This window comes from Desulfobulbaceae bacterium, assembly GCA_015231515.1.
Lineage (GTDB): Bacteria > Desulfobacterota > Desulfobulbia > Desulfobulbales > VMSU01 > JADGBM01.
In genome coordinates, this window is sequence record JADGBM010000032.1 from 1 (window position 1) to 21,648 (window position 21,648).

A 21,648-nucleotide genomic window follows, 5' to 3' on the forward strand; every position below is an offset into this window, starting at 1 on the left:
GATTGGAGCGCTTCGAGTAGGTCAGTGAATTGTCTGATTGGCCGGCCGTTGGCCTTGATAATGACATTATCGGAAAATTCATGGTAGCCGGTATTGGATTGATCGGCCAGGACTTCACTGAGGATGGTTGCTTCTCGGAAATCCGGGCTCGGCTCACCATTTTGATAGAGATGGAGGAGTTCGGTCGGAGCATAGAGGTACCAGTCCGCCGGGGTGGAAAATTCTTTGAGATAGTTCAATGTGAGCGGCTGAAAAACAAAACCTCCAAAGATAAAGTAGCGGGGCTTCTTGTCGTATAGCATGTGGGGAACAAGCCGGTCAATCTCGATTGTGCCGCTTAATTGCAGCTTGATGTTGAGATTTTTTCCCCCGCGAAGCACCTGAAGTTCAATGGTCTCGCCACGTTGTTTTTCGTGAATGACGATCCCGAAAAACGTTCTTTCCCCCTGACGAAATTCCAGCGTCCCGTCATTGGCGATGTCCTGGCCATTGATGCCGGTCAGCAAATCATCAATAAACAGCAGGCCTTCTGCGGGTGATCCTGGATATATTTTATTGATCAGCACGCCAGTCTGCTCATGATCCATCTGATAAAAATGCCGCATTGCGTCATTCTCTGCTTTCTGCAATGACAGGCCAAGGCTTGGAATGCCATCATAGCGGCCGTCCCGAAGATCAGTAAGGAAATGCGTAATGATAGGAGTCGGTACCATGTAACCAATGTTGTCGAAATTTTGAGCCGTTAATCCCTGAAAGGCGATGCCCACAAGTTTTCCGTCCCGAATAACCGGGCCGCCGGAATTACCTGTGTTGATTGAGGCATCAATTTGACAGGCGAGCAGGTAGGCATTGCTGTGGGCATAACTGACATGCTCGACCCGGGAGACAATGCCTTCAGTGACCGATAACCTGTCACCGCCATCAGGAAAACCGTAGACGGCAATTTTATCTTGCAGCAGCGGGAGTTCCCCGAGGGTGAGCGGGTAAGAATTTTTAAAAAACAGCGGATCATCGACTCGAAGGAGCGCCAAGTCGGAGGCATGGGAGACAGCCTCCACCCTGGCCTGATATTTTTTGGCCTGACCGGACCGTCGCACTTCGACAAAAATATGGTCCCGGATCACATGGGCGTTGGTGAGGATGCGATTGCCTTCAATGATGCAACCCGAGCCGTGGAAATTCTTTTTTCCCTGCATCTGCCAGGGCGTTTGGTAATTGGGGGAATTAAAGACGGTGTAGATTTTCACCGTTGCCGCTTGAATGTCACTTAACGAGGCGGAACCATCGCGGGCCAGGAGAAAGAGAACACCCAACAGCACCACGATGGAACAGGAGATGATTCTGGTGGGAGAGGGATACCTCGATCTTGGCAACATGCTTTAGAGGGAGTTCATCACGTCGCAGACGTCATTGACGCGGATGTTCTTTGTCTTGGGCGATCCTGAATATTTGACGCTGCTCGCATCAAAGCATTCGATGACTAATTTATTTTCAGCGGAGACTAAAACAGTCGCAGTCTCATGGACTTTGGCACTGACATTTTTGGCTTCGAGTTGCTGGGCGTTGGTTGAGGTCGCCCCCCTTGCCTCCAGAACAAGGGACTGCAACTTTCCCTGAAGCAAAATGTCAAAGGAGCCGTTTGCCGTCACCTTGAGTGCATTCTGCTCCATTCGGCTGACAAGGGTACCCGCTCCGTCAATGTCGAGGAAATGAAATGACGGTGCGCCAATGCTCAGTTTCAAGGGGATTTTTGAGCAGATTGACTCTTTGACGAAGACTTTTAAGACGTTTTTTTCAAGGGTGGTGACCACATGGGCGAGCAGATTTTCGTCCCCTGATATTTTGACGTTCCAGCTTTCTTCCTGTTTGATTTCGACATCAAAGGCGCCATCAATTTTAACCCCCTGATACGAATCAAGAGTGCGGGTAACTTCTGCCGCAATGCGGTTGCCTTCAAGACATTGGGTTGATGCTTCCGGGGGATAAGGGGACAGAAAAAGAAGGCCGAAAAACAGGCCTAAAATAAAAAACAGGCGCAACGAACCACCTTGATTTTGAAGTGAGGCGTTTTTTTTCATCATTCGATTGAAATGAATTTTTTACCCAGCTGGTCGACAGCAACCTTGCCTTTTTCAGAGTCGCCATACATGCGGGTGTAAACCATTTTGGTTTCGCCGGTCACCGTATCGGTCAGAAAAGCCCCAAAGCCTCCGGAAGACGCGCCAAGCTGGCCTCCCCACGCGGCAAGCTGATAGCGATTGCTGGTCAAGGGGGTTTGGGAGGTTTCAACCGCGCCGCTGAGCAAGACCATGATGAGCATGGTCAGCAGGCCGAATAGAAAAATGAGCCAGGGGTTTTGTTGGCTGCTTTTGGAAAAATTGAGCATTTTCATGGCGGACCTCACTGGTTGCCTTTGGAGTAGTCGTCTTCCTGGGCGCCAAGTCCCTCAACAATGACCAACTCCTCTTGTCCAACAACTCCCTGGCCGAGGATCCCGGCAATTTCATTGGTGTTAAGTTGCATTTTGACATAGGCGTCGCCCTGTTCATCCCAGCCATAGTCGATAATGTCGGCCAGGTACATGGTTGCCATCACTTTTGTTTTGATGATGTCGGAGGTGAGCATGAAGTTTTCAACCGTTGTCTTGCTTTCCAGGGTGAAACCGACGATTCGCTTGGCCAGTTGTTTGTAGGCGTCGACCTCTGCGGCCCGTAATGCTTTCAGCGGGCCAGCCTGGGACTTTGTCGAGGTGGCAAACCCAATGCGGCGAAACACCCTGCCGCCGAGATTCATCTCCTGCCCGTCTATATTGGTCAAGGAATCGAGTGAGACGGAGGCGGTTGCCTTGGCAATGTCCTTTTCCGCGTCATAGGTGACTTCTTCGATTTTGATTCCGGTGATCTGCGCCTCGGTTTTGGTCTCGGTCTTCCCCTCGAAACTTGCGGCAATCATATCCTCCACGCTTTCCGAGGCCCGAATTTTTAAACCATACACCGCCTCGACAAGGCCGCGTTCCGCCGCAACCTGAGCGGCCCGGGTGCTCATGATTTTTTTATTGCCGGCCAGGAGCGCTTCCGGAACGGCAAGGAGACTGAAAAGAAGGATCAGACTGCAAAACCGGCTCGAATTTTTTTTCATGACAATGTCCTTTTAGAGAGAACTGAAAACAAGGTGATGATTTGTTTACCATTCATCATTGGATAATATGCGCCCAATGCCTTTGGGTGATTGGTCTTGCCGCGCGGCTGCCGGTTGACTGGCCGGCTGGCGCGGGGCTGAGGCCTGGGTCGCTGCCGTTGTCTCTGGCTGTTTTGCCGGTTGGGCTGTAGCGGTTGCTTTAGGGGCGGCCGGAGGTGGAGCGGGTTGGGTTGGCTGCGGCTGTACACTGGCATTGGCGTAAATCTGGTTCAAAGCGTTCCGGCGGGCCAGCGTCGTATGGTTGACCGGAATGGCGGTGTATATTTTCACGAAGGTCTCCTGGTCAATCATGCTCCCGGCAAAGGCTGGATTGAGTTGTCGGATGGCAGTGATGGTGTTTTGGTCCAACACCCCATTCACGGTGACATCTTTTCCATGCAGGTAGAGCCATTCCTGGACATTGACGGTGCGGTCCAGTTCGCTCATGTTCGCCCAGCTGCGGGAAAGCTTCTCCATGACAACCGGATCCGGGATTGCATCATCTCCCAGCAGCTTCCAGTAAGGAAGAACGAGGTATTTTCCAAGCATTTGGATCATGCTGGCCTGGACCAGTAAACGTACGGCCTCATGGCGGCCTTGTACTTTTTTAATGGAGCCTTTCATCCCAAAGGTTGGGCCAAACAAGGTAATGCCAATTTCTTTTTCGCGGACGGCCTTGTGTACTTCCATGCTGTTGACGGTGTTCATTCTGGCAATGCCGGCCAGGGTTTTAAAATCTTTCATGTTGAAATCAAGGGTGATTCTTGCCTTGCCTTCCTTGCCGGAATCGCCGTACTCGAAGCCAACCTTGCTGGACGGCACGGCGCTGGGCAGGCCTGAGACATTAAATTCGGCGGAGGCATCGGTTCCTTCGCCCCGTGTTTCAAGGCCTCGGTCAAATTCGGTGATGCCACCGGTGATGACGATGTCGGGAATGAGCTTGTCGTCAAATTGCGAGTAGCCGGTGACCATCTGGTTCTGGATATAGGCCGGGTTATATTCAATAAAGACGACGTTGCCACCCATTGAATTCAAGGTGCTTTTCATAATTTCAGTGATGTTCCGCTGGATTTCTCCACCGGTTGAACTCGAGGTTCCGGTGTTGTCGATGATGTCTTCGCTCTGAACCCTGACGATGCCGGTCCCGAAAATTTCAGTCATCAGGCCTAGATCGGCAAGCGCTTGGCTGTAGTTGGTGACCTGCTGGACGGGGGCGGTTTCAGGCAATTCTACATTGACATCATGCGGGTTGCAGCCGACAAATACCGAAAGAATGAAAAGAAAGAGCGAAACGCTGCTAAATCTGGAGCGGAGGGTGTGATTCCACGGGAAGGTGTTCCTGTTCATCGTTGATCCTTATTGTACAGGGTTTGAATAGGGCCGGTATATTTGGTAGAAATTCCAACGGCCTTTAAAAAAGTGCCTGCCACTACTGTACGACCTGGGTTTTGTCGCCTTTACTCTGGTCGAGAATAATGACATCCCCGCGAATGTTGGTGCCCGGTCCGACAACCACACTGTTCATGTTGCCGCCGCCTTCCGCCCCGGACTCCCCGGCGGCAGCCTGGCTTTTGGCCTTGGTGATAATGTATTTGATATTTTTATCCGGATCGCCGAGTTTGTCGGTGGCTTCAACACTGTCGTCGGTATATTTGGAGATGCCATCATCAAGGTCCCCGGCCAACGAGGCAAGGGGGCTCAGGCTCAGCATGAAACAGGCAGCGATGAACGGGGTGAGAATGTATTGTTTTTTCATGACTCCACCTTCCTGGGAAATCAAGGAGAGAGAGCCGATGGCGGTGTATCCGCATCGGCTCTCTCTTGTGAATTATTTGACAATAACTGAACCCATATTGGCTTCATTGCCGATGCCAGTGGCGATATTAGCGGAGTCTTTGACATTGGACTGATTGATGACCGCGCCCTGGACATTGGAATTCTGGATCTGGGTGGAACCCATGTTGGCGGTGTTGGCAACGCCGGCGGCCACATTGGCCGAACCTTGCACGTTGGAGCGGTTGATGACCGCACCTTGGATGTTGGAATTTTTGGCGTCAATGGAGCCCATATTGGCGGTATTGCCGACGCCGATGGCAACATTGGCGGAGTCCTTGACATTAGACTGGTTGATCAGGGCGCCCTTGACATTGGAGTTTTTGACGTCAACCGAACCCATGTTGGCGGTATTGCCGACGCCTGCGGCCACATTGGCGGAATTCTGCACATTGGATTGATTGATGACGGCGCCCTTGACACTCGAATTCGAGACGCCGACTGTGCCCATGTTGGCCCGGTTGCCTACGCCGACCGAGACGTTGGCGGAGTCCTTGACATTGGATTTATTGACGATGACGCCCTGGACATCAGATTGGGCCATGGCGATGCCGGTCGAAATAAAGAGTGCGAGTCCTGCGATGAGTAATGTCTTCTTCATTGTGTTCCTCCTGGGATGTGTGGTTGGGGTGTTGGTGGGTGTTTGTTAAATATTTTCTTTCAGTTCGACCGATATATTTTTTATGCCGGAAATTCCGCTGATATCGGCAGTCACTTCAAAGTCGCTTTCTTTTCCTGGGGTGAGGGCAGAGCTTGTTTCCAGTTCTCTTTCGATGGTGCCGATGATGTCACTGCTCTCATTTTTTAAATAAATGACAAGAAGGCCGCGAATGGCGCGATTGCCCGTATTGCGTATTTTGCCCTCAACCACCAGGACGGTATTGTCTGAAAAGGCTGTCGCCTTGAGGCCATGGACCACATACTCCGCTGGCGCGGCTGCAAAAGGGGGGGGGATTTCTTCAGCCTGGACAAGTGCGGATGGGAAAACGATGCTGAAGAGGATGACCAGAAATCGGGTCAATTTGATGAAGGTTGAGGAAGCCGGTGTTTTCATCATCATCCAAAATTTATTGGTAGGTACAGTTCAGTCGTTCAGGGCCAAAATCGGTCACGGTTAATTTTCGCATATTTATCACCATTCCGTCAAGTAAAAAAGCAAGTTCTTCGCTGGTTCCTTTGAAACGCAGATCAAAAACCAGCAAGCCCCCTTCTTTGTTCCAGCCCTCTTTTTTGCTGGAGGAGATCTGGGGCAGATTTTCAATGGCGGGGGCAACGGATTTGTAGGCACTGAACGAATCGATGCCGGTCAGGTGCAGCTTGATCGGCGCCCCGTTATTGAGAAAATCCTGAAAAGAGTTGGTGATGGTGTCGACGAGGTATTCGTCAATGGCCTTCTGGGAGGCCTGCATAAAAGCAAGGGTGGATCCGGTCAGCGGGCTCAGGTGAGCCGACACGCCTGTCTTGATCACCGAACCGAGAACCACGGCGGTTTGAGTCTGGATGACCTGGAGCTGCAGGCTGGTCTGGATGGAGCGCAGACCGGTGCCCGGAACAGTTTCCCCGGCGTCCTGGGCCACGGCTTTACCAATCACCACGTATTGGGCACCGTATTGGAGGCCGAGGCTGGAGGCAGCCTGTGGGTTGCCAGCCAGGGCCAGCCGTTTTTGTTCCTTGTCCATGACCGCTTCGGTTTGGGCCTTATCGACCAGCTCGAATCCTTTTTCGGCGAGCAGTCGGCTCAACTCGGTGCCGGCGATCTGCATGTTGAGATCATCCATGCTTTTATATTCCTCGGCAATGAGGATCATGAGCTTGGGGCGCTGCATGCTCTCAAGAAGAATTTTCATGGCCAGCAGATCGTCTTTGATTTTATCGAGGGAGACCGTGGCTTGAATCTGGACTTCAAAAACTCCGTTTTTCTCTGTCTGCGTCAAGACATCATAGCGGGTTACGTAACCCTGGGTGCGGGAAATGATTTTATCCTTCTGCAGGATATAGTTTTCCATCTCGGTTTTTGATTGAATGAAAACACCAACCGCCTCCTCCACGGCGAGCCGCTGGGCCTGGCGGATGGCATCTTCGAGGGAAACATCGCTGCTGCCGGAGGTGGTGACGGTTTTGTCTTCAGCAAAGGCCAGGCCTGGATAGTCGGCAAGCAGGCAAATAGCCCAAAAAATAAGAATAAAGTGTTTCATTGGCTCCCCTTTAGACCGTCGACCTGGACTTGATAGGATGGGTCGGCGGCAATACTCCGGGCAAAGAACTGATCGGCCTGCTCCAGGTTGCCTTTGTCATAGGCGTCAACCCCCCTGGAAAACAGCAAGGCCGCCTCGATATTGCTCCCCGCCTCTTTTGCCGGTGGTTTCAAGGCAACCTGCAGGGCGGCGGCAATTTTTGAGGCAAGCTCCTGCTCAAGGGCAATAAAATTGTCGGCATTACCCATGACATTTTCAGCCAGGAGTAGCTCGCTGGTTTCAACTTTCACGATGCGGGCATCAATGCGTACCGTTTCTCCCAGCACCATAAAAGAGCCAAAGGCGATGGCCTGAGCCCCCAGGACCTTGCCAACCTTGACGGCGGTGTTTTCATCAACGCTGCCGCTCTGGCTCAGGGCAATTTCTTTTAACAGCGCCTGGATTTTGTCGCGTTCGATCAGTTGCAGGCCGGTCGAGTTCCGGCTTAAGTCGGTCAGCAGCATGGCGGCCAGGCCCTTGCTGAGCGGCGCATATTTTTCCGGCTCCGAAACAGAGTTGTTGTCAAAAGGCAAGAGGGCAAGGGTTCTCGGAGCCTGGCTCACGACAAAACCGGAAGAAGCCGATTCGGTCTGAGAGGCAGGTGGAGTTGAGACGCAAGCGGAAAGGGCAAAGAAAAAAAGACAAGAGACCCCAAGCCAATATATTTGGTTCTTGAATTGCGCTTTAAGGTTGTTCACAAAGCATCTCCTTCTTGCATTGCTGAGGTGGTTGTTGGGCGCTGGCGCCTGTGTGATGGCACGTTCGGGGGAAGGCTGAGATCGCTCAGTGGCTACTACCACCACCACCACCACCACCGCCACCGCTTGTTGAGGCTTCTTTCGCTGCTTCATCGGCCGCCTGTTGCGCTTCGGTTGCCGTTTTGATGGATGTTTCAATCGCTTCAAGGAAAACCGAATTTTCAGAAGGGTCTGCACTCTGGATGGCCTCTACCGACGGAGCAGAGCGGCCCGGGGAGGAATCTCGCCCTGAGCGGGCCAGCATGAAGATAGGGTCCTCTTTGATGGCAAGGGCGAAAAAGTCCTGGGCCTTTTCCCAGTTTCCTTCATCAAGGGCGTTGAGGGCGCTACCATAGTGAACCATGGCCTTAAAATTTTTGGTATGCGGAGTGGTGATTGCGGCAAGCTCGGCCTCCCCTAGCTGGATCTGCATGATTTTGGCCACGTTCTGGACCAACAGGCTTGGCAATTCATAAAACTTGTCCACATCAACTTTCGCCGAGACCGATCCCTTGGTGTCACCAGCACTGGCGGTGGCCAGGGAAAGCGTCGTTTGGATGCTCCCTTTGGAGAGGTTGCCGACGACGACATTTTCGGCTTTTAACAGACGCCCGATCCGGGGGGCTGTTTTTTCATCCACGATGCCGGATTGACCAAGTTTCATTTCGTTGAGCAACGCCTGAATCTGTCCTCGCTCCAATACTTTCAGTTGATTGATTTTGGTTAAATCAGTGGTGATCATCGCGGCGAGGGCTTTGGAAAAAGCCTGTAGACTGTGGTCTTCCGTGAGGTCGATAAATGGGACAACGGCGATCGTACTGGTGTCAAGATCTATATTGGCCAGTTTTTCTTCGGTTTGCAGGGCCTGCCGCGCGGTCCGCTGGTTTTGGGCCATCATGACGATGGTCATGAGGCGGTTGATTTCCTGTTCGACCACCGGTTTTTCATCATCCTTGAAGTTTTGCCAGAGCGCTAGAGTTTTGTCGAAATCTTTCTTGTTGAGATACGCCATGCCCTGGTAGAGAATGGCGTATGAATTTTGGGGATCCTTGTCGAGAATCCGGTCGAATTGTTCGATCGCCTGGTCAAGTTGATTGGTCTTGAGGTAGGCAAAACCGAGTTTGTTTCCATGATTGACTGAGTCCGGATCCGATTGGAGGGCCTTCTCGTAAAGCGGAATGGCTTCCGCATAATTGCCCTGGGCAATTTTCATTTCAGCCTGCATTCCTGCGCCACAGGCCACCAGCAGCAGCATTGCCCCGCCACAAACCGCATGTGTTAATTTTTTCAGCATTAAAAGTAACCTCCAGTTTTGTTTGGCAAATGAATTTTTTTGTAAGTTTATCATAGCCGATTTGATGAAGTCAAGATCCCCGTTTGAGAAAAAATGGGACAAAAAAATCTAAGATTCAAGGCAGTTACCTAGTTTCCATCCAGAAACAGCGAAATTCACATATTTAGGTTGATAATAGTTATCAATTGTGAGGTTTTACCCGCTTCACATTTCTGAAATTTGATAATGATTCTTTAAAATTGTGGCTCAACTGGAGCAATGTCCGATATTTGGACGCATCTGTCCTGTTTTTCGATTATCGCGGTGTCACCGCCGAGAAACAATGAAAATTAAAAGGGAAAATTAAAAGGGGTCAGAGTAGAATTAATTTCCAATTAACACCCAATTACCGTTTCAAATCACGATAGAAATTTTCATGCGATCCCAGCAGGAGTAGTGTCCTACTCTCCCAGTCAAATTCATAGGCCAATAATGTTAGCTGGCCGCAGCACTTGAACTTATATACAAACACTCCTGCTAAATCCCCTTTTTTTTCAGCACCAATATTCGGATTTTGCACTATGTCTGAAACTGCATCATCAACATCTGCTTTTTGGTTTACATGAAGACGTCTGTATGCCCTCCTGAAAACTGAACTTTGTCGAACCAGGACTTCTTGAACCATCAGTTCCTCTTGCCTGCAGGAATAAACGGACTGGAAAGCCCTTCACCCTCACGCCTAGCAACAAGCAAATCTCTTATGAAATCAATTGGCAGATCAGGATTATCTAAAGCGGTTCTTCCGATTTGAGCCCAAAACTCTATTTGACCAGCAATTGTTCTACGTTCAGCCTGAGCTGTTGCCCGAGCCTGATCATAAAGCGTATCATCTATACGTACAGGCATCCCCATATTCTCACCTCCGTGAATACAATTTCCAAACTACATAAGTAGTATAACGACATGCACATTAAAAATCAATGCATTAGGCGGTTATTTGAGTGTAAAATCTCGTTTCGTTTCCATGCAAAAAATATATAACAAATTTTTTGATATCATGGTACCAAAGTAGTACTATGCTAATACGCTAAGAAAAATTCGCCAGTTAATAAAAGACCTTGAAAACGCCGGCTTTGCCAATCGAGGAGGAAAAGGAAGCCATCGAAACTTTTTGCATGAAAATGGTGCAGCCCTCACTATTTCAGGCAAGCTTGGTGATGATGCAAAACCATACCAAGAAAAAATAGTCAGGCAAAAAATCGAGGAGGCCAAGTAATGAAAGAGCGAGATCGCTATTTAAAAATTGTTGAGTGGTCAGAAGAAGACAAATGCTATGTGGGGTCTGTTCCTGGCTGGATTGGAACATGTTGTCATGGTGATAATGAAGAAAAAGTTTACCATGAACTCTGTCAAATAGTTGATGAATGGATAGAAATTTACAAAAAAGACGGAAAGTCCCTGCCTTCAGCAACAGTAGGTAAAGAATATTCAGGGAAATTCCAACTTCGAGCTGGCAGCGAGCTTCATCATGCGCTTGCCATAAAAGCCTTGCAGGCAGGAGAAAGTTTAAACAATTTTTGTTTAAAAGTTCTTAAACAGTCAGTTATTTCAAGTTAACCCTAAAATCCCTAAACGCATTTCAACTAATCTTTTTGACATCATGGTGCCAAACTCTGCCACTTCATTCTGGTTAAATTTGAGTTCCATTAAGCAACAACTTCACCGGCACCAGGCCTCCAGCTGAGACAATTCAGTTCGCAGCCGCCCCAAAGTGGCAGGCGAATTAAATAGTTTCCGGCACAGTTCACATTTGCTGTAAGTAATAATATCGCGGGCCTTCATTCCAGAATAAGAGGCAATTGTGGTCACCCCTATGGTTCGGATGAGATTATATAAACGATCAGTTTCATTTACGGCGAACAACTGATCCACCTTCTTAGCGCGCAAGTTTCCGAGGTAAAAAAAGTTTGTCGCCGTGAAATGGCTCCCCGCATCACAGCAGGCGTACATGTCAAGATCCGGGCTTAAATAGGGGTTCATATCACAACAGTTCACCTGATAATCTGTCTGAATCTGCCGGCGCTCGAAAGATTGTGCCCGCCCGGCATAAATAACAGGTTCGGGGAAAAACATGAGGCCATTATCCCGCAAAAACTGCTCAAAAAGATCATCTTCTTTGCTAAAATCGGTCACAAAGGAAATGAAATAATTCAAACCATTTTTCTGGCAACTGCGCGCGGCATTCAGCACATTACTCTGACTTACGTTTTTCTGGTGCCATCGTGAATAACTCAATCTCAGCTGACAAAGACCGTTCTCTTTTAATTGCCCGACAAGATTGTCTGCTGCCTCCTCTGTCGCCGCCCAATAGCTGTTGGTAACAATTCTGGTGTATATACCGATTTGCCTGCAAAGTTTCACAAGCTCTGAAATCTCAGCAAAATACAAAAACGGTTCACCAGCCGAAAAGCTTATTCCACCAACACCCGCACAGGCCATTTCAGCAATAATCTCTTTTGCCTTTTCAAAATCCATCTTCCCAGTATCGGGGAGATCTCCTGCAGCCACACAGTGCTCACACTTGAGGTTGCATCTGGTCGAATAGCCAAAAGCTACTTTACGCATGCCCATTTAGATCTAGCCACCTACCCGCTTCACCAAAAAACCTCTGCTCTTCAGTTCTGCCGTAACGACTTCGCAGTGGTCGCCCTGAATCTCGATAATTCCCAGTTTCAGAGTACCCCCGCCGCCACACTTTTGTTTAAGCTCTTTGGCCAACTTTTTGAGACTGTCCGCATCAAGTTCAAGACCGGAAATCAAGGTTACTCCTTTACCCTTTCGACCTTTTGTCTCACGTGATACACGCACGACACCATCACCTTTAACCGTGGTGGTTTTTGTAGAACACGAACACGCATTAGTTGACCGTTTACAGGCAGGGCACATTCTGCCATGCTCGGTTGAATATATTAATCCGGAATCAGATTTATGTTTTGACATCGTCTGTCCTCACGCATTTTTCATACAGATTTATAGTACGCCTGCGGCAATGGCCCATAAAGTTGTTTCGAAGACACTAACCCATAATCCCGAAATAAGTCCATTAATCGCGGGTGAAAGTTCGTAGAATGACATCAGCGACTAAAATTATTACTTTAACAAACAGAAGATCAGAGATATGGTGACAAAGGTGTGTCATAAAAGGGCAACCACTCCGGCTGATAGTCTATAATAGCGATTTTAGAATCAAAAACAAATATAGAGTTTTGAGGTTCTCTCCTGTGCGAACGAAAAATAGAAACTTGTTGCCCTATTTATTTATTGTATCCATTTTTTATCTCCCAACCTTTTTCCCGCACGACTGCCTTGCCGGCGACAACGCCTACTCCCTGGAAGATTCAATAGTTTCGGCCCTTGCTGCCGCAGATGACATTGCCAAACCACTCCTGAACGTCTCCTTTCATAACGGACGGCAGCTTGTTGTCCCTGACCAGTTCACCTCAATCCAGGACGCACTGGACGCTGCCAATTCCGGTGATACCGTAATCGTTAAGCCAGGCACTTACTACGAACGCCTTTTTGTTCGCGACGGTATCAAGCTCACTTCCTTTGAGGGTGATGCCGGCAACAGTCTGCAAGCAGTTGACGGTGCCATGACTATGCTACCCCGCCGCACCGGCCGCACCATTATCGATGGTGCCAAGGATCAGAGCTCGCCGGTTGCCATGCTTACTTTTAGCACTGGCGCAAGCAGAAACACCATTGTTGACGGCTTCACTATTCAAAATCTGCCCAATGAAAATCACCACAACCCCGGACATAGCCACGCCGTTAATCTGCGCGGTGCAAGCCCGGTAATAATGAACTGTTATGTGGTCAACAACGGCAGCACCGGCATCGGCAATCACGTTACCTACCTTGACCAGGACAAAGTTCTTGGCGAGCGCGACTTCAGATTTCAGAACGTTGAGCATGCCACCGGGGCCGTCATTTACCGCAATATTGTTGCTTACAATCTGGGTCGAGGCATTGGCTGTAATCATTTTGCCACCTCATTTTTGCTGGGCAATGAGGTGTATGGCAACGATGATTCGTCATTAACAGAAAGTCCGGGACCCGGTATCGGTGTAAAACATGGTGCCGCCCCCAATATTGTTCACGACAACCCCTATGGCGGCATAAAAGGCAAACAGGGTGTCAACCAGGGAAAGTTTCCGGTTGATTATCCGCCGCGCCCCATTATTCGCTCGAATGTCGTCTTTCGTAATGGCAAGCAGCAGCCTAATATTGCCTGTAGCAGTTGCGGCACGGATGAGCTTCCCGTTATCATTGCCAACAACTTCATCTTTGACACTGGGGCAGTCGGCATTAACCTTGGCAATGGCTCTATTGGAGTCATTGCCAACAATATCGTAACAAGTGGGCAATCTAAAGGAATTGTTGTTCGGAACAGCAGGGTAAGCAAGTTGGTTGGCAATGTTGTTTTGGGCGCTAAAGATACAGCTTTTTTCATTTCAGATGATTCCGAAATTGCCTTGGCGGAAAAAAACAGACCCACCCCACAGTTCAAGAACAGATAGATTGTTAAGAACTTTACCTTTTATTGGAATGATCCAACTTCGAGTTATAACTCTCTGCTTCATACTGCTCTCCGTTCAGGCCTGTGCTGTTGTGGATTTGGCTGGAGACACTGTCGTTTTTGCAGGAAAGGTTGTCACCACTACGGTAAAAACAACCGGTTCAGTGTTAATGACCACTGGAGAAGTTGCTGGTGCCGGAATACGATATTTCACCGGCAGCCGAACAATTGATCTGGAACAAATTGGCAATAGTTATTTTCTGGAGGCAAAAATAAACGGCAAACACAAGGCGAAACTGATGCTCGACACTGGCTCAAGCAGTGTTCTTATTTCTCCGGCCTTTGCTGAAAAAATAGGTCTGAAACTCTCTCAATGCGGTGGCATGAGCGCAACCCTTGCTGATGGCTCCAGTGTCGCCTCGCAATCGGCAGTTCTCGATACGGTTAAGGTTGGAAGTGTCAGTGTTGATAAGGTTTCAGCCAACGTCATTTCAACAAGTACAACACAAAGCTATGACGGACTGTTAGGGATGTCCTTTCTTCAAAAGTTCATATTCACGATTGACACAGAGAAAAAAATCCTGATCCTTAAACACAAAAAAACGTGAAAGCCTATCGGCCCGCTTTTCCAACTATTTGCCACCAAAGATTTTTGGAAATCTGTGTAGCTTTGCTGATTTGCTCCGGGGTCATTTTCTGAACTGTTTCCATCAAGGCTTTTTGGAACTCTGCTACGCCTTGTGCTGCCGCTATATCATACCAGGCACAGCACTGACTCAGATCGGGATCAACACCAATACCGTCACAATAATATCACCAAAGACAGCTGATTTTTTCAGGGAGTCAGCCGCCAAACTATTCAGTGCAGAGATCAGCCCGGCAATCAGGATCAGTGTTGTAAATATTTTGACCATAGTTACTTTTTTGATTCCTTAAACTGCCGACATCGTCGGTTGACACCGTAAATTCTTCTTTATGTTTCTTCTTGTATTTCGTAAGGTACAGTGCTCAGTAACATACATGATTGAGAGAGTATCAACAACTCAAGATGCGGATTCAAACACAATATCAACTCAGTAATACCGGGAAGCACCATGGAAAAGTCGAAATCTTTTGAGGAACGTTATGTTGAGGGGGAAACCCCTTGGGAACTCAACCGGGCCGACGGCAATCTGATTAGTGTAATCGATGCCCACAATATTGCCAGCGGCATGGCCCTCGATATCGGTTGCGGTTCAGGGGATAATGTCATCTGGCTGGTTCAGCGGGGGTTTACGGTGGTCGGCTGTGACTCATCGCCTACCGCCATTGAACAGGCCCAGTACAAAACCTCAAAGGCAGGCATTAACTGTAGTTTACACGCCTTAGACTTTCTTGCTGAACCAGTCCCGTTGTCGCCTTTCGACTTTATTTTTGACCGCGGCTGCTTTCACAGCGTCGATGAACATGCCAGGCAGGTTTTCGCCGCCAGATGTGCCGAGAACCTCACAGAAAAGGGCCTGTGGCTTTCACTAATCGGCAATGCTGACCAAGTCAGAAAAGAGGGCGGCCCGCCGCAACTCTCTGCCAGCCAGATCACCTCTGTAATCGAACCGCACTTTAAAATTTTACGTATCTCGGCCGCCCTTTTTGATTCTGAGCTTGATCCGCCGCCCCGGTGCTGGATTTGCCTGATGCAGAGACGCTAATCTAGCCATGCCTTTTTTTCTGTTTTTTTTCTTTTTCACCTACGGCCTATTCCACTGTTACTTCTATTGTAAACTGCGCGCCGCCTACCATTTCCCCAGATGGATTCATTTTTTTATCCTGCTTTTTCTTCTGCTCATGACATTTACCCCTGTTCTTATTCGCCTCAGCGAACGGGCAGGATTTGATGTTGTCTGTGTTCTTCTCGCCACCGCCGGTTTCAGCTGGATGGGATTTGTTTTTGAGTTTACCTGCCTCGGACTAGCGATTGATCTCTTCAGACTCACATCGGTATTGACGCAAAAAATAGTCTCCATACGACTGTTGCCGTCATTAAGGGGGAAAATGCAATTTTTACTGCCCGCCACGGGCGCACTGGTCTTATGCGCCTACGGTTTTATCGAGGCACGTGCAATTACGGTTAGGCACGTTCCCGTTACAACCAGCAAGCTGACCAATACAGACCGGACCATTAAGATCGTCCAGATATCCGATCTTCACCTGGGACTGACGTTCTCCAACAAACGTCTTCGTGCAATCGTCGATACAATAAATGCAGAGTCTCCAGACCTCGTCGTTGCCACAGGCGACATCGTTGAATCTCATGCCAGCGACATGGCCGCCTTAGTCAACACTTTGCAAATGATCAAGGCCCCGGCAGGGAAGTTTGCTGTTACTGGGAATCACGAATACTACACAGGTATTGTCAAATCGATAGATTTTCTGACGCAGGCAGGATTTACCGTCTTGGAAAACAGCAGAAAATCTGTTGAAGGCCTTGATATCGTGGGAGTAAACGACCCAACCTCACGCTATATGCAGGGCACTCTAAACTCGAACACAACGGCCAAGGCCTTCGACCAGGCTTCTTCAGAGAGATTCACACTTCTCTTAAAACATCGCCCGGTTGTCAGCGCAAAACAGCTCGGGCACTTCGATCTTCAGCTTTCCGGACATTCACATAAAGGCCAGCTCTTTCCTTTTAATTTTCTTGTGCAGTTACAACACCCTCTGCCACATAGCACCTTAATCGATACCCAGCCAGGTCTTCTGTACGTCAATCCGGGCACGGGAACCTGGGGTCCGCCTTTCCGCATTCTGGCCCCTCCCGAGATAACAGTCTTAACGCTTTCTCCCGCTGGACAAACTTCTTCAGCAAAAGCAGTAAATCTTTGAAGCCTAGGAAAGCGAGGCCTTTACCACCGGGAGTTCATCCCACCTGGTAGTATACCCCTTCGACTTGAACTGCTGCTTCATGCCCCATTTTTTTTCAATGCCAGCCGCAGCATTCTGGAGGGGGTTTCTGCCCCAGCGGGCATTCACCTGATCCAAAGCCGACATTAACTCAGGCCGCTCAGTGACACCACCAAACAGTGGCATCTGTACGCTGCCGGCCCCAGTCAGGTCTGTCAGCATGACCCCAACTTTCTGGTACTGGTAGCCCGATTTGTAAATCTGCTCAAGGCACACAAGTGCTCGGGAAATCAAATGTGAGGTGTTCGCCGTATGTTGAACTAATCGCGCCGTCTGACTGGCAGCATACTGGGGCTGATTTTTTCTAAAACGGTTCGTTTGCACGAAAACATGCAGCGCAGAAACTGTGAGGTTCTGGGAGCGCAATTTTTCTGCTGCAATAGTGACATAGGAGGCAACGGCCTCTTTCAACTCTTCAAGCGTGTCAACAGGCCTTCCAAAAGAGCGGGAACTGACAATTGATTTCCTGGCGGGCGGCACATCCTCAACTTCAATACACGGCTTTCCGCGTAACTCTGTAGCCGTGCGTAAGCCAACCACCGTCAAGTTCTTTCGCAGCCAGGCATCATCTGCATTTTTAAGATGCAGCGCATTAGTAATTCCGCCTTTTTGCAGTTTCTCGGCATAGCGTCGCCCAATGCCCCAGACATCACTTGTTGGAAATTTCGCTAACAGTGCATCTATCGAGTCACACTCGGCAATATCAAAAACGCCCCTGGAGTTCGACTCCTTTTTGGCCACCCTGTTGGCCAACTTGGCGAGAGTCTTGGTTGGACCTATGCCAATGGAAACCGGAATCCCAACATGCTGCTTTATCTGACGGCGGACCTGAGTGGCGTACTCTTTTACGCTGCGCCCCTTAATTGCAGGCAAGACAACAAAGGCCTCGTCAATCGAATAGACCTCGACCTCTGGTTCCAACTGCTGCAGAACATCCATAACTCGGTGTGACAGGTCTCCATAAAGCGCATAATTTGATGACAGCACCTTCACTCCCTGTTTTGCCATGAACGATTCAAGTTTAAAATAGGGCTCTCCCATGCCAATACCGAGCCCTTTAGCCTCCTCAGAACGGGCAATAATACAGCCGTCATTGTTTGACAAAACAACCACCGGCCTGCGCTCCAGGCTTGGATCAAACAGCCGCTCACAGGAGACATAGAAATTATTACAATCAACCAGGGCAAAATTTCTCATATTTCTTCACGTATCAGAACTGGTGGATGACGCTGGTCACGATGCCCCAGACTTCACATTCTGACTCTTCGCTAAGTTCAATGGGCGAATAATTGGGGTTCTCTGCCACAAGCCGGCAAACCATCTCATTTTTAATAAGCCGTTTAACGGTTAATTCGCCTTGAACTGCCGCAATGACAATTTTACCATTTGTCGGCTCCAGCGAGCGGTCAACCACCAAGATATCATCATGGTTAATACCTGCCCCCGTCATGGAATCCCCTGCCACACGCACAAAAAAGGTGGCAGCCGGGTTCGGCACCAGGAGCTCATTTAAGTCGAGCATCCGATCAATATAATCGTCAGCCGGAGAGGGAAATCCAGCCGACACACCACTGAAAAAAAGCGGCCGGACGACCGTTGTTTTTTGATCACAACCATAAACTGCAGCAATTGACTGATCCAACTTTAATACCATAAAACACCTTTTCAAACCGTAGAGTTTTTAACACGGCGATGTGTCTAAAATTTAATACGGGGAAAGTACCTTTAAATTTATATAGCCAACTGTAGTTGTTACGTTTATAACTAACAACTACTCCGCTTCATTTAATGAGGACCAGCATGCAAAACACGTCACCCCAGCTACGAATTCTGCTTCCTGTTTCAATGGCCTTAATGATTTTACTTTGTGCTTTTGTATACAATGATTACACCTCCAGACAAGAGGCCTTCTCCTCCAACATCGAGCATCAACTTGAGGAAGTACAAAAACTCTTTGATCGTCAGGTTGATTCAGAAGTCGAATTATTGGACACGATCATTGAAGGATTACGCTCCAGTCCAGAGTTACAAAACGCCTGGTTGAACCAGGACCGCGACCTTCTCTTTGAGAAAACGGCGCCACTGCTTAAAAACCTTGGCACCAACCACCGCATCACCCATTTTTACTTCCACAATCCTGACCAGACCAGCTTCCTGCGAGTCTACGACCCCAAGCGCTATGGCGACAAGATTGAACGCTATACCCTGGACAAAGCTGCAAGGACCGGCGAAAAAACAGCTGGAATAGAGCTTGGCAAACTCGGCACCCTAACATTGCGGGTTGTCCATCCATGGAAGATCAATGGCAAGATTCTTGGCTATATTGAAATGGGTGAAGAGATTGATCACATCATAGAGAAACTGCACAGCATCCTCAATGTCGAGATGTATATTTCCATATACAAAGAGTTCCTGAACCAGGAAAGCTGGGAGGCGGGCATGAAGCTTCTCAACCGGCCCAACAACTGGGGTATCTTACCGTCAGTTGTTATCGTCGGTCAATCGCTTTCAACTGTACCCCAGGTATTTGAAGATTTTCTGGCCAAAGGGCAACATCCATACATGGAAATGGCAAAAGGTCTTAATGTTCAAATTGGCAGCAAAACCTATCGACTTGGTGTTGTGCCCCTGTTTGATGGCGAGGAAAGAGAGGTCGGTGATATAATCGTGCTTTTTGACGTCACTAACCAGCTAGCGTTTTTTAAAAAAAATATCACTATCAACGGCGCTATTTGGGCTGTTGTCGGACTGATTCTTTTCATTTTGCTTTCGACCTACCTGAGGCGAGTCACCTCCACCATTCACAACTACAACACTAACCTGGAAGAAATGGTCAAGGAGCGAACCCACGAGCTCACAGAGGCGCTTGATGAGATACGAACCTTACGCGGTATTATTCCTATCTGCTGCCACTGCAAAAAAATCCGCGACGATGCCGGCCTGTGGAACAAAATAGAGTCATATGTCAGCAAACACTCATATGCTGAGTTCAGCCATGGTGTCTGCCCGGAATGCTACAAGGATCACTATCAGGATGAACTCGGACCTCCAGGACCATCGTAATGGCGGCAGAGGAGCAAAAAAAAATAAAATTAGATATAGGACGCCATTTGTCCCAGGTCTGTTGATATGATCGCCTCATGGTATAGAAAATCACACTTTTTCTACAAACAGGAGGCTATCATGGTTAAGAACATTACAGTTTATCTGGACGAAACCCCTACAGATTTTATGAACACACTTCACTGCGACTTCATTGTCACAGAAGATGAAACAGGTGCGGAAACCGTCCTCAATAATATCCTCGACAGTTCCGGCTATCACAGCATCAAAGAACTTACCGATGAGATTGTTGGCATTTTCAATATCCACCGGGATGCGGTGTTGGTTGCCGCCTGAAAGGTCGTAGCCCGACAATACCATGCGGTAACCGGCAAACTCAAAAACTGTTGTATCCATGCTGAAAAAAAATAGTAATATGACAGCAACCATACGTCTGTCACAACAAAACGGAGGCTACCATGTTTGACTTCACCTTCCACAACCCGACGAAAATTATTTTTGGACGCGACACTGAAAATCGTATCGGCCAGGAGCTTAAAAATGCCGGAATCAACAAGGTTCTTTTGGTTTACGGAAAACAGTCGATTAAAGAATCCGGCCTTTTTGATACAATAACAGCCTCTCTGGCTAAAGCCGCTATTTCCTTTGTCGAACATGGTGGAGTTTCATCAAACCCGGTTGTCTCCCATACCCGTGTCGGGGTTGAAATTGCCAAGAAAGAGACCGTGCAGGCAGTTTTAGCTGTCGGTGGCGGCTCTGTCATCGATGAAAGCAAGGCCATAGCCATTGGCGCGTTATCCTCAAAGGATGTCTGGAGTTTTTTTACTGGCGATGAGGTAACCAAGGCACTACCGGTCTTTGCGGTCCTCACTCTTGCTGCCACCGGCAGTGAAATGAACGGTAATGCTGTTATCAGTAACGAGGAGACTCAACATAAATACAATATCTCATCTCTACTCGCCTATCCCAGAGTATCAATTCTTAACCCGGCACTTACCTGCACTGTCCCCAAAAGCTACTCAGCCTACGGAGCCGTTGATGCAATTGCCCACGTTATTGAAGGCTATTTCACGAAACAATCCGGCCCTAAACTACAGGATAGAATTGTTGAGAGCATCATCAACACAGTTATTGAAACCAATAATATTATTATTGCAGATCCTGGCAACTATAACGCCCGGGCCGAGTTTATGTGGGCTGCCACCCTGGCCTTAAACGGCCTGACAACAACAGGCATTGCCGACTATAGTTTCCCGAACCATATGATTGAACATTCCTTAAGTGCCATTTACAACATTGCCCATGGGGCAGGTCTGGCTATCGTCATACCCGCCTGGATGCGGTGGTACAGTGCAACGCGCCCAGGTCAGTTTGAGCGTTTTTCTGAAAAGATATTTGGCCTGCAAGGCGTTAGTTCAGGTATTGAAGCATTAGAATCCTGGTTTCAAGGGCAGGGGGCGCCAATTCGTCTTCAGCAGGCAGATATTCCTGCCACCGACATTGATAAAATTGCCGATAATGCCCTGGGACTTGCCAGACGCTGGGGGATTGACGCCCTATACACCAAAAAGGCAATCACCGATATTCTCCGGTTGGCAGTATAGCTGAAAAAAAAAGGGGGGCTTTGGTGTGGCACAAAACAAAAAACCTGCCTTGGGGGAACAAGGCAGGTTTTAGCTGGAAAAGAGATTAAGAGTTAATTTTCTTTTGTTCTTATAATATTGCAACGCTTGTGCCAAACAACGAACAAACCAAATTTAATTTTTTTGACTTACTATTCAAGGAGTTACACCACTACCCGATAAATACTCC

The 21,648-nt window shown here is 48.5% G+C and carries 27 protein-coding genes; 9 read left to right on the plus strand and 18 right to left on the minus strand.

The features are described from left to right. From HQK80_07090 to HQK80_07150, 13 genes are all read right to left on the minus strand, one after another. Positions 1–1,247 (minus strand): trypsin-like peptidase domain-containing protein (locus HQK80_07090; protein MBF0221980.1); only part of this gene is annotated, 1,247 nt, incomplete at its 3' end. A gap of 132 nt (positions 1,248–1,379) precedes the next feature. Then, complete coding sequence (locus HQK80_07095; GenBank protein ID MBF0221981.1) at positions 1,380–2,081, minus strand: DUF2807 domain-containing protein; 702 nt, start codon at positions 2,079–2,081, stop codon at positions 1,380–1,382. Further along, positions 2,078–2,392 (minus strand): hypothetical protein, encoded by a 315-nt coding sequence (locus HQK80_07100; protein ID MBF0221982.1) that lies wholly within the window; start codon positions 2,390–2,392, stop codon positions 2,078–2,080. The genes HQK80_07095 and HQK80_07100 overlap by 4 nt, the downstream gene beginning before the upstream one ends. Positions 2,393–2,400: 8 nt before the next feature. Further along, a complete protein-coding gene (locus tag HQK80_07105; GenBank protein MBF0221983.1) occupies positions 2,401–3,138 on the minus strand; it encodes a hypothetical protein in 738 nt (245 codons plus the stop codon). 45 nt (positions 3,139–3,183) lie between these two features. After that, on the minus strand, positions 3,184–4,524 hold the full coding sequence (locus HQK80_07110; GenBank protein MBF0221984.1) for a DUF4384 domain-containing protein: 1,341 nt from the start codon (positions 4,522–4,524) through the stop codon (positions 3,184–3,186). An 82-nt stretch (positions 4,525–4,606) separates the two neighbouring features. After that, complete coding sequence (locus HQK80_07115; GenBank protein ID MBF0221985.1) at positions 4,607–4,933, minus strand: hypothetical protein; 327 nt, start codon at positions 4,931–4,933, stop codon at positions 4,607–4,609. A 72-nt stretch (positions 4,934–5,005) separates the two neighbouring features. After that, positions 5,006–5,611 carry a hypothetical protein gene (locus HQK80_07120; protein MBF0221986.1) on the minus strand — a complete coding sequence of 202 codons (606 nt, stop codon included), beginning with the start codon at positions 5,609–5,611 and terminating at the stop codon, positions 5,006–5,008. Between the two features lie 45 nt (positions 5,612–5,656). Next, positions 5,657–6,070, minus strand: a complete 414-nt coding sequence (locus HQK80_07125; protein MBF0221987.1) for a hypothetical protein — start codon at positions 6,068–6,070, stop codon at positions 5,657–5,659. A gap of 7 nt (positions 6,071–6,077) precedes the next feature. Further along, a complete protein-coding gene (locus tag HQK80_07130; GenBank protein ID MBF0221988.1) occupies positions 6,078–7,205 on the minus strand; it encodes a hypothetical protein in 1,128 nt (375 codons plus the stop codon). Further along, positions 7,202–7,942 (minus strand): hypothetical protein, encoded by a 741-nt coding sequence (locus tag HQK80_07135; GenBank protein ID MBF0221989.1) that lies wholly within the window; start codon positions 7,940–7,942, stop codon positions 7,202–7,204. The genes HQK80_07130 and HQK80_07135 overlap by 4 nt, the downstream gene beginning before the upstream one ends. An 85-nt stretch (positions 7,943–8,027) precedes the next feature. Continuing rightward, positions 8,028–9,275 carry a tetratricopeptide repeat protein gene (locus tag HQK80_07140; GenBank protein MBF0221990.1) on the minus strand — a complete coding sequence of 416 codons (1,248 nt, stop codon included), beginning with the start codon at positions 9,273–9,275 and terminating at the stop codon, positions 8,028–8,030. Positions 9,276–9,660: 385 nt separating this feature from the next. Continuing rightward, the gene (locus HQK80_07145; protein MBF0221991.1) at positions 9,661–9,939 is read right to left on the minus strand and encodes a type II toxin-antitoxin system RelE/ParE family toxin; all 279 of its coding nucleotides are present in this window, start codon (positions 9,937–9,939) and stop codon (positions 9,661–9,663) included. Beyond that, on the minus strand, positions 9,939–10,166 hold the full coding sequence (locus HQK80_07150) for a ParD-like family protein (protein MBF0221992.1): 228 nt from the start codon (positions 10,164–10,166) through the stop codon (positions 9,939–9,941). Before HQK80_07150 ends, HQK80_07145 begins: the two co-directional genes overlap by 1 nt. Positions 10,167–10,350: 184 nt before the next feature. Between HQK80_07150 and HQK80_07155 the strand changes: the two genes are divergently transcribed. Together HQK80_07155 and HQK80_07160 are read left to right on the plus strand one after the other, a co-directional pair. Then, on the plus strand, positions 10,351–10,530 hold the full coding sequence (locus HQK80_07155; GenBank protein MBF0221993.1) for a type II toxin-antitoxin system HicA family toxin: 180 nt from the start codon (positions 10,351–10,353) through the stop codon (positions 10,528–10,530). Next, on the plus strand, positions 10,530–10,871 hold the full coding sequence (locus HQK80_07160; protein MBF0221994.1) for a toxin-antitoxin system HicB family antitoxin: 342 nt from the start codon (positions 10,530–10,532) through the stop codon (positions 10,869–10,871). The genes HQK80_07155 and HQK80_07160 overlap by 1 nt, the downstream gene beginning before the upstream one ends. A gap of 102 nt (positions 10,872–10,973) precedes the next feature. On the opposite strand, the gene HQK80_07165 is transcribed toward HQK80_07160, so the two are convergent. Then, a complete protein-coding gene (locus HQK80_07165) occupies positions 10,974–11,879 on the minus strand; it encodes a radical SAM protein (GenBank protein MBF0221995.1) in 906 nt (301 codons plus the stop codon). 12 nt (positions 11,880–11,891) lie between these two features. Beyond that, entirely contained in the window at positions 11,892–12,254 is a 363-nt protein-coding gene (locus HQK80_07170; GenBank protein ID MBF0221996.1) for a translation initiation factor Sui1, read from the minus strand. A gap of 305 nt (positions 12,255–12,559) precedes the next feature. Between HQK80_07170 and HQK80_07175 the strand changes: the two genes are divergently transcribed. Then, entirely contained in the window at positions 12,560–13,834 is a 1,275-nt protein-coding gene (locus HQK80_07175; GenBank protein ID MBF0221997.1) for a right-handed parallel beta-helix repeat-containing protein, read from the plus strand. Between the two features lie 28 nt (positions 13,835–13,862). Continuing rightward, positions 13,863–14,441 (plus strand): clan AA aspartic protease, encoded by a 579-nt coding sequence (locus tag HQK80_07180; GenBank protein ID MBF0221998.1) that lies wholly within the window; start codon positions 13,863–13,865, stop codon positions 14,439–14,441. A gap of 168 nt (positions 14,442–14,609) precedes the next feature. Here HQK80_07180 and HQK80_07185 read toward each other — a convergent pair whose 3' ends face one another. Next, positions 14,610–14,747, minus strand: a complete 138-nt coding sequence (locus tag HQK80_07185) for a hypothetical protein (protein ID MBF0221999.1) — start codon at positions 14,745–14,747, stop codon at positions 14,610–14,612. Positions 14,748–14,927: 180 nt separating this feature from the next. Between HQK80_07185 and HQK80_07190 the strand changes: the two genes are divergently transcribed. Together HQK80_07190 and HQK80_07195 are read left to right on the plus strand one after the other, a co-directional pair. Next, positions 14,928–15,521: a class I SAM-dependent methyltransferase gene (locus HQK80_07190; GenBank protein MBF0222000.1), complete on the plus strand. Its 594-nt coding sequence runs from the start codon at positions 14,928–14,930 to the stop codon at positions 15,519–15,521. A gap of 136 nt (positions 15,522–15,657) precedes the next feature. Next, positions 15,658–16,695 (plus strand): metallophosphoesterase, encoded by a 1,038-nt coding sequence (locus tag HQK80_07195; protein MBF0222001.1) that lies wholly within the window; start codon positions 15,658–15,660, stop codon positions 16,693–16,695. 3 nt (positions 16,696–16,698) lie between these two features. Here the strand turns inward: HQK80_07195 and HQK80_07200 are convergent, their stop codons facing one another. Next, entirely contained in the window at positions 16,699–17,970 is a 1,272-nt protein-coding gene (locus HQK80_07200) for a Y-family DNA polymerase (protein ID MBF0222002.1), read from the minus strand. Between the two features lie 13 nt (positions 17,971–17,983). Further along, positions 17,984–18,427: a translesion error-prone DNA polymerase V autoproteolytic subunit gene (umuD, locus tag HQK80_07205; GenBank protein ID MBF0222003.1), complete on the minus strand. Its 444-nt coding sequence runs from the start codon at positions 18,425–18,427 to the stop codon at positions 17,984–17,986. A 146-nt stretch (positions 18,428–18,573) separates the two neighbouring features. On the opposite strand from umuD, the gene HQK80_07210 reads away from it, so the two are divergent. The 3 genes from HQK80_07210 (at position 18,574) to HQK80_07220 (ending at position 21,440) form a co-directional block, all read left to right on the plus strand. Then, the gene (locus HQK80_07210) at positions 18,574–19,836 is read left to right on the plus strand and encodes a hypothetical protein (protein MBF0222004.1); all 1,263 of its coding nucleotides are present in this window, start codon (positions 18,574–18,576) and stop codon (positions 19,834–19,836) included. A 120-nt stretch (positions 19,837–19,956) separates the two neighbouring features. Continuing rightward, the gene (locus tag HQK80_07215; protein ID MBF0222005.1) at positions 19,957–20,172 is read left to right on the plus strand and encodes a hypothetical protein; all 216 of its coding nucleotides are present in this window, start codon (positions 19,957–19,959) and stop codon (positions 20,170–20,172) included. Between the two features lie 122 nt (positions 20,173–20,294). Then, positions 20,295–21,440, plus strand: a complete 1,146-nt coding sequence (locus tag HQK80_07220) for an iron-containing alcohol dehydrogenase (GenBank protein ID MBF0222006.1) — start codon at positions 20,295–20,297, stop codon at positions 21,438–21,440. Positions 21,441–21,648 lie beyond the last annotated feature (208 nt).